General features: G+C 61.2%; 9 protein-coding genes and 1 pseudogene. 6 read left to right on the top strand and 4 right to left on the bottom strand.

Annotated elements, in window-relative coordinates:
• Positions 1-234: 234 nt before the first annotated feature.
• Positions 235-2591, bottom strand: a pseudogene (locus AAFN55_RS25775) (heavy metal translocating P-type ATPase).
• A gap of 129 nt (positions 2592-2720) precedes the next feature.
• On the bottom strand, positions 2721-3317 hold the full coding sequence (locus AAFN55_RS25770) for a TetR/AcrR family transcriptional regulator (RefSeq protein WP_347801870.1): 597 nt from the start codon (positions 3315-3317) through the stop codon (positions 2721-2723).
• A gap of 328 nt (positions 3318-3645) precedes the next feature.
• On the opposite strand from AAFN55_RS25770, the gene AAFN55_RS25765 reads away from it, so the two are divergent.
• The 5 genes from AAFN55_RS25765 to AAFN55_RS25745 are packed head-to-tail and all read left to right on the top strand — an operon-like array spanning position 3646 to position 8350.
• On the top strand, positions 3646-4296 hold the full coding sequence (locus AAFN55_RS25765; RefSeq protein ID WP_347801869.1) for a TetR/AcrR family transcriptional regulator: 651 nt from the start codon (positions 3646-3648) through the stop codon (positions 4294-4296).
• A gap of 26 nt (positions 4297-4322) precedes the next feature.
• The gene (locus AAFN55_RS25760) at positions 4323-4721 is read left to right on the top strand and encodes a MarR family transcriptional regulator (RefSeq protein ID WP_347801868.1); all 399 of its coding nucleotides are present in this window, start codon (positions 4323-4325) and stop codon (positions 4719-4721) included.
• A 51-nt stretch (positions 4722-4772) separates the two neighbouring features.
• The gene (locus tag AAFN55_RS25755) at positions 4773-6086 is read left to right on the top strand and encodes an MFS transporter (RefSeq protein ID WP_347801867.1); all 1314 of its coding nucleotides are present in this window, start codon (positions 4773-4775) and stop codon (positions 6084-6086) included.
• 40 nt (positions 6087-6126) lie between these two features.
• Positions 6127-7137: an aldo/keto reductase gene (locus AAFN55_RS25750; RefSeq protein WP_347801866.1), complete on the top strand. Its 1011-nt coding sequence runs from the start codon at positions 6127-6129 to the stop codon at positions 7135-7137.
• 28 nt (positions 7138-7165) lie between these two features.
• Positions 7166-8350 (top strand): thiolase family protein, encoded by a 1185-nt coding sequence (locus AAFN55_RS25745; RefSeq protein ID WP_347801865.1) that lies wholly within the window; start codon positions 7166-7168, stop codon positions 8348-8350.
• A 267-nt stretch (positions 8351-8617) separates the two neighbouring features.
• Here the strand turns inward: AAFN55_RS25745 and AAFN55_RS25740 are convergent, their stop codons facing one another.
• Both AAFN55_RS25740 and AAFN55_RS25735 read right to left on the bottom strand, forming a co-directional pair.
• Positions 8618-9715 (bottom strand): TRAP transporter substrate-binding protein, encoded by a 1098-nt coding sequence (locus AAFN55_RS25740; RefSeq protein WP_347801864.1) that lies wholly within the window; start codon positions 9713-9715, stop codon positions 8618-8620.
• A gap of 192 nt (positions 9716-9907) precedes the next feature.
• Complete coding sequence (locus AAFN55_RS25735) at positions 9908-10660, bottom strand: IclR family transcriptional regulator (RefSeq protein WP_347801983.1); 753 nt, start codon at positions 10658-10660, stop codon at positions 9908-9910.
• A 420-nt stretch (positions 10661-11080) separates the two neighbouring features.
• Between AAFN55_RS25735 and AAFN55_RS25730 the strand changes: the two genes are divergently transcribed.
• A partial coding sequence (locus AAFN55_RS25730) for an indolepyruvate ferredoxin oxidoreductase family protein (protein ID WP_347801863.1) occupies positions 11081-14465 on the top strand: 3385 nt, incomplete at its 3' end.

The following is a 14465-nucleotide window of genomic DNA, read 5'->3' as shown; positions in this document are numbered from 1 at the left end:
TTATAGAATTAGTATGATTTGGAAAAATCCGTTCCGATGGACTGATTGATGCGGGTAACCCGCAACTTAGCCTCCAATGCGGTGAATGCCGTCCACTCTTGAGAGAAAGGGCCGAGCACATGAGGCCCGAATTTGCCAAGCACTTCGCTAGGATCAAGCTGGCACATTGATCGCAAGCCGTCCGACCTCTCCTGCGAATTCGTTTGCACGAAATCAATCTACCGAGCACAGCGCTTAGATGTCATGTGCCACTAAGGCGCTACGCAACCTGAGAGCATTGCCGATGACGCTGACTGAAGACAGCGCCATGGCCGCCGCGGCGATGATTGGAGAAAGCAGGATGCCGAAGACCGGATAGAGCACGCCCGCCGCAACCGGCACTCCGGCCGCATTGTAGATGAAGGCAAAGACGAGGTTCTGCCGGATGTTGCGCATCGTCGCTTCCGACAGGCGGCGCGCCTTGACGATACCGTTCAGATCGCCCTTCAGAAGGGTGACGCCCGAGCTTTCGATGGCGACATCGGTTCAGACCCCATTGCGATACCAACATCGGCGGCAGCGAGCGCCGGTGCGTCGTTGACCCCGTCGCCGGCCATGGCCACTACCCTGCCCTCCGACTTCAGCCGGGCAACGACGGCGCTCTTCTGGTCTGGGAGCACGTCAGCCTCGACCTCGTCTATTCCTAGTTCGCGTGCGACGGCCTCCGCGGTCGTACGGTTGTCACCGGTGAGCATGACGATGCGGATGCCGTCCGCATGCAGAGCCTTGAGAGCTTCCCGCGTCGTGGCCTTGATCGGGTCGGCGATCGCGAAGATGCCGGCTGCGCGATGGTCGATACAGATATAAATCGCCGTTGCACCGTCATGGCGCAAGGCATCCGCCTCCTGCGACAACGCGGACGCATCGACGCCGTTTTCCTTGAGGAAAGCTGCGTTGCCGAGCACGATCCGTTGTCCTTCGACCGTACCGAGCGCGCCCTTGCCTGTCGGAGAGTCGAAATCGCTAACCGCCGGTACGGCGATGCCCTTGCCGTCCGCCGCCGCGACGATCGCCAGCGCCAGCGGATGTTCCGACGCTTTCTCGACCGCGGCCGCAAGCCGCAGGATCTCGTCTTCCGCAACCCCCTCCCCGGCGACGACCTTCGTAACCGCCGGCTTGCCTTCGGTCAGCGTTCCCGTCTTGTCGACAACCAGCGTATCGACCTTCTCCATGCGCTCCAGCGCTTCGGCATTCTTGATTAGGACGCCCGCGCCCGCACCCTTGCCGACGCCAACCATGATCGACATGGGCGTGGCGAGGCCGAGCGCGCAGGGACAGGCGATGATCAGGACCGAGACGGCAGCGACAAGGCCATGGGCAAGGCGCGGTTCCGGCCCCCATATCCCCCATGCCGCAAACGCGAGGAGCGCGATGGCGATCACCACCGGTACGAACCAGCCGGACACCTGATCGGCCATGCGCTGGATCCGCGCTCGCGAACGTTGGGCGTCCGCGACCATCTGCACGATGCGCGCGAGCATCGTATCCTTGCCGATCTTCTCGGCCCGGATGACGAGCGCGCCCGTCTGGTTCATCATGCCGCCGACGACATTTTCCCCGGCGGCGCGCGTCACCGGCATGGATTCGCCCGTCACCATGGATTCGTCCAGCGAGGAGCGGCCCTCCGTGACCATGCCATCGACGGGCACCGTCTCACCCGGTCGTACCCGCAAAAGGTCGCCGATCTGCACAGCGTCGATGGGTATGTCTTCTTCCGCGCCGGCCTCTCCGATCCGGCGCGCAGTTTTCGGGGCCAGGTCCAGCAATGCGCGGATCGCGCCGGAGGTCTGCTCACGGGCGCGCAGTTCCAGCACCTGGCCGAGCAACACCAGAACGGTGATAACGGCGGCGGCCTCGAAGTAGACCGCTACAGTTCCATCGCCGGCTCTGAACGCAGCCGGAAAGATCCCTGGGACGAGAGCCGCAACCATGCTGTACGCCCAGGCGACGCCAGTGCCCATGGCGATCAGCGTGAACATATTCAGGTTGCGCGTGCGCACTGACTCCCGGGCACGCTCGAAGAACGGCCAGCCGGCCCAGAGCACGACCGGTGTGGCCAAGATCATTTGCACCGCTACGGAAATATGCCCCGGCACGAGATGATGCAGAGCCGGAATTAGGTGAGAACCCATCTCCAGAACGAACACCGGCAAGGCCAGCACCAATCCGATCCAGAACCGGCGCGTCATGTCCTTCAGTTCCGGGCTCGGTCCCGTATCGGGCGCTGCCACGAGCGGTTCGAGCGCCATTCCGCAGATCGGGCAGTTGCCCGGTACATTCCGCCGTATTTCGGGGTGCATGGGGCATGTCCACACCGCGCGTTCGGCCGCTGGTTCAGCGGCAGCGACTTGTCTTTTGCGGTGATGCGCGTTGGCATCGGCAGGATCGCTCTGCGAATGGTCGTGGGCAACAGCGCCGTCGGAAGCCGATTCCGTAGCAATGTAGCGCTCGGGATCGGCCTCGAATTTGGCCTTGCAACCGGAGGAGCAAAAATGGTGGACAGTGCCCTGATGCTCGATCCTGTGCTGCGCTGTCTGTGGATTCACGGTCATACCGCAGACCGGGTCCTTGACGGCGTCTTTCAAAGCGGGCGAGGGCTCCGCGATGCCATGCGGCAAGTGACTTGAACTGCCATGTGCCGCATGGTCGTGCGGTCCTTGGTCATGCTTGTTGGGCATCGCTTACGATTCTCCGGACAGTTCTCTTTCCCCGTGATTGTCGAAGATCGAGATACACTCCGCACGGCAGGTATCGAGGATGTCGTCGGCCAATGAGGAACTCTCCGGGCAAGCTCGCGAAAGGATCATTGCTCCAACAGCCTGAGCCAGTACGCTGATGGCTCGCGCACGCGAAACCGGATCGTGAGCCTGCTTCGGGCGCACGTCTTTCTCGATCGCCGCGATCATGTTCTCGACCCCTGCGGCAAACGCCGAGCGCGTCTCGTCCGACTGACGCGATGCGTCGCTGCCCAAAGCTGCGGCGGGACAGCCGCGGCCGGGGGCATCCCTGTGATCCCGCGACAGATAGCGCTCGACTATGGCAATTGCCTCATGGCCTGCATATTGTTCGGAGCGTTCGTCGAAGCATCGTGCAAGCGCTTCCGCGATCAGTTCGTCCTTCGAAGCGAAGTGATTGTAGAAGCCGCCATGGGTGAAACCCGCCTGCTCCATGAGCTGCGCAACGCCCACACGGTCGAACCCCTGCTCACGGAACAGCATCGCCGCGGTGTCGACGATGCGCTCGCGGTTTTCCCGAGCCTTCTCCTTTGTTACACGCAACGACGGCTCCTTTCGGCTGACGCGACCAATCAATGATAGCTGTCATCATTATACCTTGACGCTTTTCATGATGGCTATCATTTTTAAGCTTGCTTTCCCAATCCTACGGACACGATCTGGAGCAACCAACCATGTACCCGGCGATCCGATCCTCGACCTCGCGGCTGTTTCGAAGGTCTCTTGCCTTACTCGATGCAATGTCGGGGATGGATGACCCACAGGGCGACTATCTCGTCAGGCTCGAGAAACGTGTTCGCACGGTTGAGGCTGAACTGGACCGGCTACGGGCGCTTGTAGAACGCCAACCGGGAGAAACCACAGAGAAGCAATGAACAGCCCAAGCGACCGCCCAATCACAGAAGCCGAGGTGAAGCGTGCGAGGATTCTGGAGTCCGCTAGGACGCTCTTCATCCGATACGGCTTCAAGCGGACGTCGATCGGCGACATAGCTGGAGGGGCAGGCGTCTCCCGGCCCGGCGTCTATACCCATTTCGCCTCGAAGAACGAAATCCTCGCTACCCTCATGGAGATCATGAGGCAGGCCGCGGTGCGGCTTGTCGTCGACGACGTCGCACCGCGGCCTGCCTCGCTCTCCTTCCGCATTGCCGCGATCCTAGACACCCAGATATGCGCAATCGAGCGGTTGGTGCGGGACGCGTCATACGAAATGGAGGCGGTCGAACCCACATGGCGCGGTGCAAGGGAAATTCTCCAACGTCATCTGGCGCAGGTTGAAGAGCTGATCGCCCACCTTCTGGAATCGCAGGGCGTGGTGATTCCGGGCGCCGCACGGATGTTCACAGCTGCAGCCTATGGTACCCTAAGGTCAGACAAGGCCGATCCCGATACACGTCGCGCAGGCTTGCGCCTTCATGTCGATACTCTCGTGGCAGGTCTGGAGAGGCCGGCATTTGACGGCGGTTCACGGAACGTGTCCGCCCTGCCAGGTGCGGAAAAACGCCTCGCTCGCTCGACATAGGCCGGAAGAGGGTATATGCACGCAATATGTCTCGCTGCTATTGCACCCTCCTGCGCACTGCCGCCCGCAAGGTTGGCTCGGTCTATGACGAAGCATTTGCACCCTTGGGCATCAATATCGCTCAATACTCGCTGCTTCGCACGATAGAGCGGTATCAGCCCGTGAGCTTCACCGAGCTCGGCCACAAGGCGGTACTCGATCGCTCGACCGTGGGTCGAAACGTCCGCGTTCTGGAACGAATGGGCATGGTCTCGACGGCGCGCAGCGAAGATGACCACAGGGAAGCGGTGGTTGCACTTTCGCCACGCGGTATCGAGGTGCTTGAGGAAGCAGGTCCCCTCTGGGAGTCATGTCAGAAGGAGTTCGAACAGCGGCTCGGACCTGTGAAGGTGACGGCGCTGCAAGACATTCTGCGTTCGATCTGAGCACAAATTCTTTTATGGAAAACGGGCATATACCCGCAAACAGGTGAGTTTATGACGTCTCCATCCCCGTCCGTCACCAAGCCGTCCTTCTTCGCTGACAGTTTGGCGCGCCGGGGCATCCATTACGGCTGGGTCGTAGTCGCGGTGACGTTTCTCACCATGATGGTTGGCGCCTGCGCCGTCGGCGCTCCCGGCGTGCTTATCGGCCCGCTCCAATCCGAATTCGGTTGGGACATCGCCGACATCTCGGCCGCCTTCGCGGTGCGCCTCGCCTTGTTCGGTCTCGTCGGCCCTTTCGCCGCGGTCCTGCTGATCCAGTTCGGCGTCGGGCGCGTCGCGATGGTTGCCATGACGCTGATCGGCTTTGGCGTGATCGGCTCACTTTTCATGACGAGCCTGGTCGAGCTCTTCCTGTTGTGGGGTGTCGTCGTCGGCCTCGGGACGGGCCTGACGGCGATGGTGCTCGGAGCAACCGTCGCAACCAGATGGTTCGTCGCCCGTCGCGGGATGGTCACGGGCCTGCTCACCGCCAGCCTTGCGGCCGGACAATTGCTGTTCCTGCCGGCGTTCGCCGCACTTTCCGAAGCCTATGGCTGGCGCATCGCGCAGTCGCTGCTACTCGCAATGATCTTCATCGCATCGCTCGCCATCCTTTTCCTGATGCGCGATCGGCCGTCCGATGTCGGTCTCCTGCCCTATGGCGCGAGCGAAGCAACGCTGGAACCGGCTCAGTCCGCTTCGCTCTGGGCGATGCTCATCTCGCCGATCCGCGTCCTTGGCGAAGCCTCGCGTTCCTTCACCTTCTGGGTTCTCTTCGGGACTTTCTTCATCTGCGGCGCGACGACGAACGGCCTCGTGCAAACGCATCTCATCGCCATCTGTGGAGACTTCGGCATCGCGCCGGTGATGGCGGCGGGAATGCTGGCGGCGATCGGTGCATTCAATCTTATCGGAACAATCGGCTCCGGCTGGCTCTCGGACCGCTTCGACAGCCGCTGGCTACTGTTCTGGTACTATGGTCTCAGGGGTCTCTCCCTGCTCTATCTCCCGTTCACGAACTTCGGCATCTACGAGCTTGCCATCTTCACCGTCTTCTACGGCCTCGACTGGCTCGCGACCGTGCCCCCGACCGTGAAGCTCGCCTCTGACAGATTCGGCACGAAGGCGACGATCGTCTTCGGCTGGGTCTTCGTCGGCCATCAGCTCGGCGCGGCGATCGCCGCCTATGGCGCGGGGTTCATTCGAAGCTTCTACGCCACCTATCTCCCCGCCTTCTACGTAGCGGGAATCCTCTGCCTGATCGCGGCACTGGCCGTGTTCGCCATCCGCAAATCCGGCAGCGCTCTCGCGCCCGCCACGGCATGACACTGCTCGCGCCATCCATTCGAATCGGAAAGGAAACAGCATGAAATACATTCCATTCGGCAAGACCGGTCTGCGCGTATCCCAAGTCGCCTTCGGGACCGGGAACTTCGGCACCGGCTGGGGCCATGGCGCCAATGCCGAAGACAGCGCGACCCTATTCAACGCCTATGTCGAGGCCGGCGGCAATTTCATCGACACGGCGGACGTCTATCAGTTTGGCCAGTCGGAGGAGATCGTCGGCGATCTGATCAAGGGTCGGCGCGAGAACTTCGTTCTGGCCACCAAGTTCACCAATGGCGCTGAACCGAACGCGGATCGTCTGGTCACAGGCAACAGCCGCAAATCGCTGGTGGCGTCGGTGGAAGCAAGCCTTAGGCGGCTCAAGACAGACAGGATCGACCTCTACTGGGTCCATCATCCGGACGGCATCACGCCAATGGAGGAGATCGTGCGCGGCTTTGACGACCTCGCGCGTGCCGGCAAGATCCTCTACGCAGGTCTTTCCAATTTCCCGGCCTGGCGGCTATCGCGGGCGGTTACATTGGCGGAACTGACGCGCGCCGTTCCGATCGCCGCCGCACAGTTTCAGCACAGCCTTGTCTACCGCGAACCGGAAGTCGATCTCTTCCCCGCCGCGCAGGCTCTCGGCCTCGGCATCATCACCTGGTCGCCCCTCGGAGGCGGGGTTCTGACAGGAAAATACCGCAAGGGCGAGAAAGGGCGTGCCGAAGGATTTGGCGGCCGCGTGTTCCAGCCGGAGAACTCCGACCAGCGCAGCCGCATCATCGACACCGTTCTGGAAATCGCCACCGAGCTCGGGACGAGTCCCGACAAGGTGGCGATCGCATGGGCAGGCACGCATGGCGCCGTCCCTCTGATCGGCCCCCGCACTCTCTCACAATTCGAGAGCAACATCGCAGCGCTCTCGCTGGAACTCTCTGTCGACCACATCACCCGCCTAGATGAGGTGAGCCGGATCGCCACCGCCTCCCCCACCCGAGCACCAGTGGCGTGGGGACATACCATGCCGGCCGGCAAGGTCGTCGCTTGACGCAAGGCGAACCTAGGAAGGAACCAACATGAGCAAACGAGAATTAGTGATCTGCAATCCCGTCCGCACGGCCATCGGCGCCTACAACGGCGCTCTCAAGGGCGTGCCGGCCAGCGAACTGGGAGCCATGGTCGTCCGCGAGACCCTGCGGCGCTCGGGTCTCGAAGGCGAGAGGATCGGCACGGTCGTCCTCGGCAACGTCATCCAGGCAGGCAACAGGATGAACCCGGCGCGGCAGGCCGCCATCGGCGGCGGCCTGCCGGTCTCCGTGCCGGCGCTCACCGTCAACCGCGTCTGCGGCTCCGGCGCGCAGGCCATCCTTTCGGCCGCGCTCGAAGTGCAGGCCGGTGACAGCGATGCCGCGATCGCTGGCGGCATGGAGAACATGGACCGCGCGCCCTACCTCATGAATGGCGGCCGCTGGGGCTACCGCATGGGGCCGGCCCAGATTCTCGACAGTATGCTGACGGACGGTCTCAACGACGCCTTTTCAGGAGAGCATTCAGGCTGGCATACGGAGGATCTGGCAAAGAAACTCCAAATCACTCGCGACGAACAGGACGCCTTCGCTGCGCGCTCCCAGCAGCGCTTCGCGGCCGCGCGCGAGGCCGGCCACTTCGAGGCCGAGATCGTGCCCGTGGAGATCAGGGGACGCAAGGGCGCCGAGTCCTTCTCGGTCGACGAGGCGCCGCGGCCGGACACCACGATCGAGACACTTGCCCGCCTGAAGCCTGCCTTCCGCAAGGACGGTACTATCACCGCCGGCAACGCACCGGGCCTGAACAGCGGAGCATCGGCCATGGTCGTCGCCGAGAGACGTTTCGCGGATAGCGCCGGTTTCGAACCGTTCGCGCGGCTTGCCGGCTATGGCGTCGGCGCGGTCGAGCCAGGGATGTTCGGGCTTGGGCCGGTGCCCGCCGTGAGGCGCGCGCTCGACAAGGCCGGGTGGACGATCGGTGACGTCGAGCGTTTCGAGATCAACGAGGCTTTCGCCGCAGTGCCGCTCGCCATCATCAGGGAGCTTGGCCTGCCCGAGGATATCGTCAACGTCGAGGGTGGCGCTGTCGCTCACGGGCACGCCATCGGTGCGACCGGGGCGGTCCTCACAACCCGACTGCTGCATTCGATGAGGCGCGACGGCCTGACGAAGGGGATCGTTACGCTCTGCATCGGGGGTGGTCAGGGCATCGCGCTGGCTTTCGAAGTGCTCTGACCCGCGCTGAGAAAGGGCCAACCAACAACAACAGGCACGCAACGAATTGCTATTCCAGAAACGCGGCGAGGTCCGGCGAGAGCTTGCAATCTTTATGGAGACGCCCACATCAGCGTCAGTTTGATGTCGGGCGATGTGGTTGATCGTCGGCCTGGAACCATTCGGTGAACGGGCCGTCATCGGCCCTCACTGAGACGCCTCAACCAGTCTACGCAGGAGCGGCAACGTCCACCGCTCCTGCAGTCTGAAATTCAAGCGGCTCTTATCTTAAATATCAAAGTATTTTTCACGCGCGAGAATGAATGGACTGTCCGTGTCTTCCGTTTTGCGCCGTACGATCTTCAGCGCCGAAACAAAGCTCTCGGCGGTCTTCTTGGTGAGAGGGTCGCTCGAATCGAGCAACGTCTGGAGAACTTCCTTGGAAGCATTTGCGCCTGCTTCCAGGATTTCGTCGGGGAACTGGCGCACTTGGACACCGTGGTCCTGAACAAGCGTTTGCATGGCCCTTGGGTCGTTTGCGGCGAAGTCGGACGCTACCTCGTCGTAGTCGGCCTGGCACACATAACGAATGATGGCCTGCAGATCTTCTGGGAGGTTCAGCAATCTTTCCTTCTGGATCACCAGTTCGCCTGCAAGACCCGGCTCGATGAAGCTCGGGAAGTAGTAATTCTTCGCAACCTGATACAAGCCCAATGCGAGATCGTTATAGGGTCCGACGAACTCGGCCGCATCCAGGGTTCCTGCCTGCAATGCCTGGAAAATCTCACCGGCGGGAAGATTCGTCACCGACGCGCCGAGTTTCGCCCACACCTGCCCGCCAAGACCTGGTGTGCGGAACCGCAGACCTTGAACGTCCGACAGACCTGTCAGTTCGTTTCTGAACCAGCCACCGGCCTGCGTGCTCGTATCGCCGATCAGGAACCCCTGAAGACCGAACTGGTCGTAAATCTCGTCCCAGATTTGCTGGCCACCCAAGTGCCTGACCCAGGCAGTGAGTTCTCGCGCTGTCATCCCGTAGGGCACGCCGGAGAAAAACGAGAGGCCTTCGCTCTTGTTCTGCCAGTAGTACGGGGATCCATGGCTCAACTCCGCATTACCGTCGATGACGGCATCAAGCGCCTGGAACGGAGGAACGAGTTCTCCGGCGGAATAGACCTGAATGACAAGCCGGCCACCTGAAGCTTGTGTAATCCGATCGGCAAGCCGCTGAGCCCCCACTCCGAGACCGGGGAAATTCTTCGGCCACGTCGTGACCATTCGCCAGGTCTGCGTGCTTTGCGCAATCGCGGGCGCGGCAAGGGTTGTGGCGGCGACAGCACCGAAGCCTGCCAGGCCAGCACCCTTGATAAGGGAACGACGGTTCATGGTTTTCTCCTCCCAGAATTTGGGCCCTGCGGGCCGGTTGCAGTCGTTGATTGGTGGGTGTGACTGTGCCTTCCAAACCAATGCTCAAAGCCGGTCAGTCAACTCCTATCGGTTGGAAGACCTGGTCAGATCGGTCGGCTGCAATGCGGCGATCGCTAAACGCGACAATTGCGTGAAGCGTCCGTGCGTTCTTCACCGCGATCGTCCTTGTCCAGACGCAACGATATTGTCGGCGCTGGTCCGCGCTGCGGCATGAAGGATGGCCGCGACGGCATCGTCATAGATTCGATAGAATGTCGACCGGGGCGCAGTGATCGAGATCGCTGCAATCGCTAAACCTTCGGCGTCAAAAACAGGCGCACTTGCACAACACGCTTCTTCCAGAATCTCCCCGTCATCGACGGCAAAGCCTTTTGCGCGCGTTTCCGACAAACGCTTTCGAAGCTCGTCACCCGAATCGGTCGATCGAGGTGTCAGACGCTCGAACTCATTTTCTTCGATGTAGCGCTCCACCTCCCAGTTTGGACGGAACGCAAGTATTGCTTTCCCCACGCCGGTATTGTGCGCAGGCAGCATCGTCCCGGCACGCAGTTCGATCCGAAAAGGACGTTGCGAGGGGATCGTGTCGGCATAGATGACCGAACCTCCCACCAGTGTGCCAAGATTGACGGTTTCGGCAAACCGTCGCGCCAGCACGGCAAGGTGGGGTTTGGCGATGTCGATCAGAGAGGTGCGCGGCCTGATGCTGTCGGCGATTGCGACAAGCTTCATTCCCAGCCTGTACTTCTTTGTATCGGCGTCCTGCTCGACGAACCCGGAATTGATAAGCGTGGAAAGAAGCCTGTCGACCGATGGCTTCGAAAGCGACAAAGCCCGCGAAAGTTCGGCAACGCCTGCATATTCGCGACGGCCCATCTCCTCGATCAGGCGCATGGCGTTGGACACTGATGCGACCTCACGATCGGTTCGCGCCCTCGCCCTTGTCAGCGAAGCGCCCTCGTCCAGTCGGCTCGCCTTCGTTGCTGCTTGCACGTCTCCCCCGAACTGCGCCTAGCGCAGCCATGTCTCGCAAAACGGATTTATGGACTGCGTATTCTGCAAATGTCAACTTTCTATGTCCGCAATACGAACTATCGGTTCGCTATGCGGAGTATGATTGCTAGACGACAAAGTCTGTGTCATTCTCAATCAGGGAGTGAGTGTTCCCGATCACGCGAGCATAAAGGTCGGCACGCGCATTCATGAACTTGCAAAAAGCAGCCGGATGTGTGTCGCCACATACGGAGCCGGGGATGACGGCAGGCCATCACAAGTAGGCATTTCCGCAGTTGCCGTTTGCACGCGCGGGAAAACCGGAGGGAATCAATGGGATCGCAAGCGCTGGCCACAACGGGCTCCATCAGTCTCGATGACAAATGGGAAAAGCAGGCAGGCCGTATATTCCTGAACGGAACGCAGGCGATCGGCCGTGTGCTCCTGACCCAGAAAGCGCTCGATATACGAGCAGGGATCAACACGGCCGGCTTTGTTTCCGGCTATCGCGGCTCTCCCCTGGGCAATGTCGATGCGATGCTATGGGGCATAGCCAAGCGGCTGGAAGAAGCGCATATCAAGTTCGTTCCAGGGGTCAATGAAGATATTGCAGCCACTGCGGTTCGCGGCACCCAGCAACTGGACGCAGTCCCCGACCCTCAATACGATGGTGTCTTCGCGGCCTGGTACGGCAAAGGTCCCGGCATAGATCGATCGCTTGATGCGCTGAAGCACGGCAACTTCGCAGGCTCGCACCCGAACGGTGGCGTACTTATCCTTTACGGCGACGACCACGGCGGCAAGTCGTCGACGATCGCGCATCACAGCGAGCAAGCCGTCGCCTCGGCGCTGATACCGTCGCTTTATCCCGCCAATGTCGGCGAGATTATCGAGTATGGCCTGCTGGGCTACGCGATGTCTCGCTTTTCCGGCTCGTGGGTTGGACTGAAACTCGTCAACGAGGTTGTCGAGCAGACAGCCTCCTGCGACGTCGACGCCGCATCTTTCGCGCCGGTTTTGCCGTCTTATCGGGAACTGCCGCCGGAAGGGCTGCATGTTCGCCCCAAAGCGTTCGGCCCGCTGCGCGATGAGCAGATTGTTGCAGAACATCGCCTTCCACATATCCACGATTTCGTCCGCGAAAACAAAATCGATCGCACGTCGTTTCGTGCCGCGACCCCGCGTCTTGGACTTGTCACCGCCGGCAAGAGTTATGGCGACACCCGCCAAGCCCTCAGTTTGCTGGGTCTGGACGATCTGAAGGCGGCCATGCTCGGCGTTTCGCTCTACAAGGTCGGCTGCATCTGGCCGCTCGAGCCCACCGGCGCACGCAGCTTTGCGAAAGATCACGACGCCGTTTTCGTCATCGAGGAAAAGAAGGGGTTCATCGAACAGCAATTTGCCTCGCTCCTCGTGAATGAAGCGCGAAGGCCATATCTGCTCGGCAAGCTTGACGAACATGGCAAGCCTCTTTTGCCCTTGGCCACACAGCTTGAGCCGATGCGCATCGCCGTCGCCATCGCTGATCGCCTGCGTCATCTCGGCATCGACAATGACGACTTATCGAGCAAGGCGGCCCTCTTTCTCAAGCTTTTGCAGCCGACCGACAACGGTGCGCCGATCATGGCCCGCACGCCCTATTTCTGCTCCGGCTGTCCGCACAGCCGATCCACACGCATTCCCGACGGCAGCCTGTCAATGACCGGCATCGGTTGCCACACAATGGTCACCATGGTGCGCCCGCAGGAGGCTCTGCCGCCTACCCATATGGGCGGTGAGGGTGGCAACTGGATCGGACTGTCTCACTTCACCGGCACAAAGCACATCTTCCAGAACATGGGCGACGGGACGTATTATCACTCCGGCCTGCTCGCCATTCGCGCTGCCATCGCAAGCGGCGTGAACATCACCTACAAAATTCTTTACAACGACGCTGTCGCCATGACCGGCGGTCAGCCTGTCGATGGTCCGATCTCGGTGGCCGAGATTGCGCAGCAGGTACGCCACGAGGGCGTCGATACAATCCGGATCGTCAGCGACAACCCAGATCATCATCGCGGAAACCCGAGGCTTCCGCCCGGCGTACAAATCTCCCATCGGGACGATCTCGATGGCGTGCAGCGAGATCTGAGGGATATTCCTGGCTGTACGGTTCTCATTTACGAGCAGACCTGCGCGGCCGAGAAACGTCGGCGACGCAAGCGTGGCACCTTCCCCAATCCGCCGCAAAGGCTTTTTATTTCCGAGGCCGTGTGTGAAGGGTGCGGGGACTGCTCCGTCCAGTCGACATGTGTAAGCCTGACGCCGCTCGAGACCGAACACGGCATGAAGCGCAAGATCGATCAGTCTAGTTGCAACAAGGATTTCAGCTGCCTCAACGGCTTTTGCCCCAGCTTCATAACCGTGCGCGGCGCTGAACCGAAAAAACCGCGCGGCGCCAAGATAGATCCACGCTGGTTCGATGATCTGCCGACCCCCGCCCGCAGGCCATTGGACAAGGACGGGTTTGGGATGATGGTGGCCGGGATCGGCGGAACAGGCGTCATAACGGTGTCCGCAGTGATCGGCATGGCAGCACACATTGAAGGTCTTGCCGCGTCCCTGTTCGACATGACGGGGCTTTCCCAGAAGAACGGAGCGGTGTTCAGTCATGTACGCATCGCACGGTCGACCGGCGACATCCATAGCCAGAAGCTAGGGCGCGGCGAGTCGGACGTGCTTCTTGCGTTCGATCTGGTGGCGGCGCTGTCGGCCGAGTCGAGCGCGACGCTCGCGTCGGGAAAGACGCTCGCGCTCGTCAACAGCGACGTCAGTGCGACCGCCGCTTTCCAGTTCAACAGGGACGCCAAGGTCGACAACAGCCTGCTTCAGATGCGCCTAAAGCGTCTCATCGGAGAGGACGCGGTCACGCCCATAGATGCAACCGCATTGGCGCTCGCACTCCTGGGCGACAGCATCGCGGCCAACATGTTCATGGTCGGCGCGGCCGTCCAGCGTGGTCTTTTGCCGATAGCACCTGCAACCCTTGAGCAGGCGATTGCGCTGAACGGCACCGCCGTCGAATTCAATCTCACCGCATTTCGCCTTGGCCGGCTGTTCATCACGGACCGCGAAAAGGTAGAAACGCTGCTGCCGTCCACACCGCAGCGCGTTCTTCCCCAGACGCTCAACGAGGTCGTGGCAGCCCAGTCTGCTCATCTGACGCGGTATCAGGACGCCGCTCTCGCCAAGCGTTACAAAGAGATGATCGCCCGCATAAGCAATGCCGAACAGAAGATCGGCGCGGGCAAGGAAGCACTCGCACTCGCCGTTGCCAGAAACTATTCGCGCCTGCTGGCATACAAGGATGAGTACGAAGTCGCGCGCCTGCTTACCGACCCGCGCCTGAAGGCCGACCTGTCGCGCACATTCGGCGACGAGGCCAGCCTCAGCTTCAATCTTGCACCTCCGATCATGGGTGGCGCCTCGGTCAACGGTCGCCCGCGCAAGCGCGAATTCTCCACAAGGTGGATGAGCCCCCTTCTCAGCGTGCTTTCGAAAGCAAAGCGTTTACGCGGCACCGCGTTCGATCCATTCGGCTATACGATCGAGCGAAAGATGGAACGCCGCCTGATCGTCGGCTACGAAAAGCTTGTCGACGAGGTGCTGGAAAGGCTGACCGCAGACAATCATGCCGCAGCCGTGAAACTGCTTTCCTTGGCCGATATGGTCCGCGGGT

The sequence above is a fragment of the Mesorhizobium sp. CAU 1732 genome (assembly GCF_039888675.1).
Taxonomy (GTDB): Bacteria; Pseudomonadota; Alphaproteobacteria; order Rhizobiales; family Rhizobiaceae; genus Aerobium.
This window is presented reverse-complemented; position numbering and strand designations above follow the sequence as displayed.

What these genes read in the sequence shown, in the direction of transcription:
- AAFN55_RS25760 (WP_347801868.1), top strand. Translation starts at nt 4,323, where the DNA reads ATGTCTCGCTGCTATTGCACCCTCCTGCGCACTGCCGCCCGCAAGGTT.
- AAFN55_RS25755 (WP_347801867.1), top strand. Translation starts at nt 4,773, where the DNA reads ATGACGTCTCCATCCCCGTCCGTCACCAAGCCGTCCTTCTTCGCTGAC.
- AAFN55_RS25765 (WP_347801869.1), top strand. Translation starts at nt 3,646, where the DNA reads ATGAACAGCCCAAGCGACCGCCCAATCACAGAAGCCGAGGTGAAGCGT.
- AAFN55_RS25740 (WP_347801864.1), bottom strand. Translation starts at nt 9,715, where the DNA reads ATGAACCGTCGTTCCCTTATCAAGGGTGCTGGCCTGGCAGGCTTCGGT.
- AAFN55_RS25745 (WP_347801865.1), top strand. Translation starts at nt 7,166, where the DNA reads ATGAGCAAACGAGAATTAGTGATCTGCAATCCCGTCCGCACGGCCATC.
- AAFN55_RS25750 (WP_347801866.1), top strand. Translation starts at nt 6,127, where the DNA reads ATGAAATACATTCCATTCGGCAAGACCGGTCTGCGCGTATCCCAAGTC.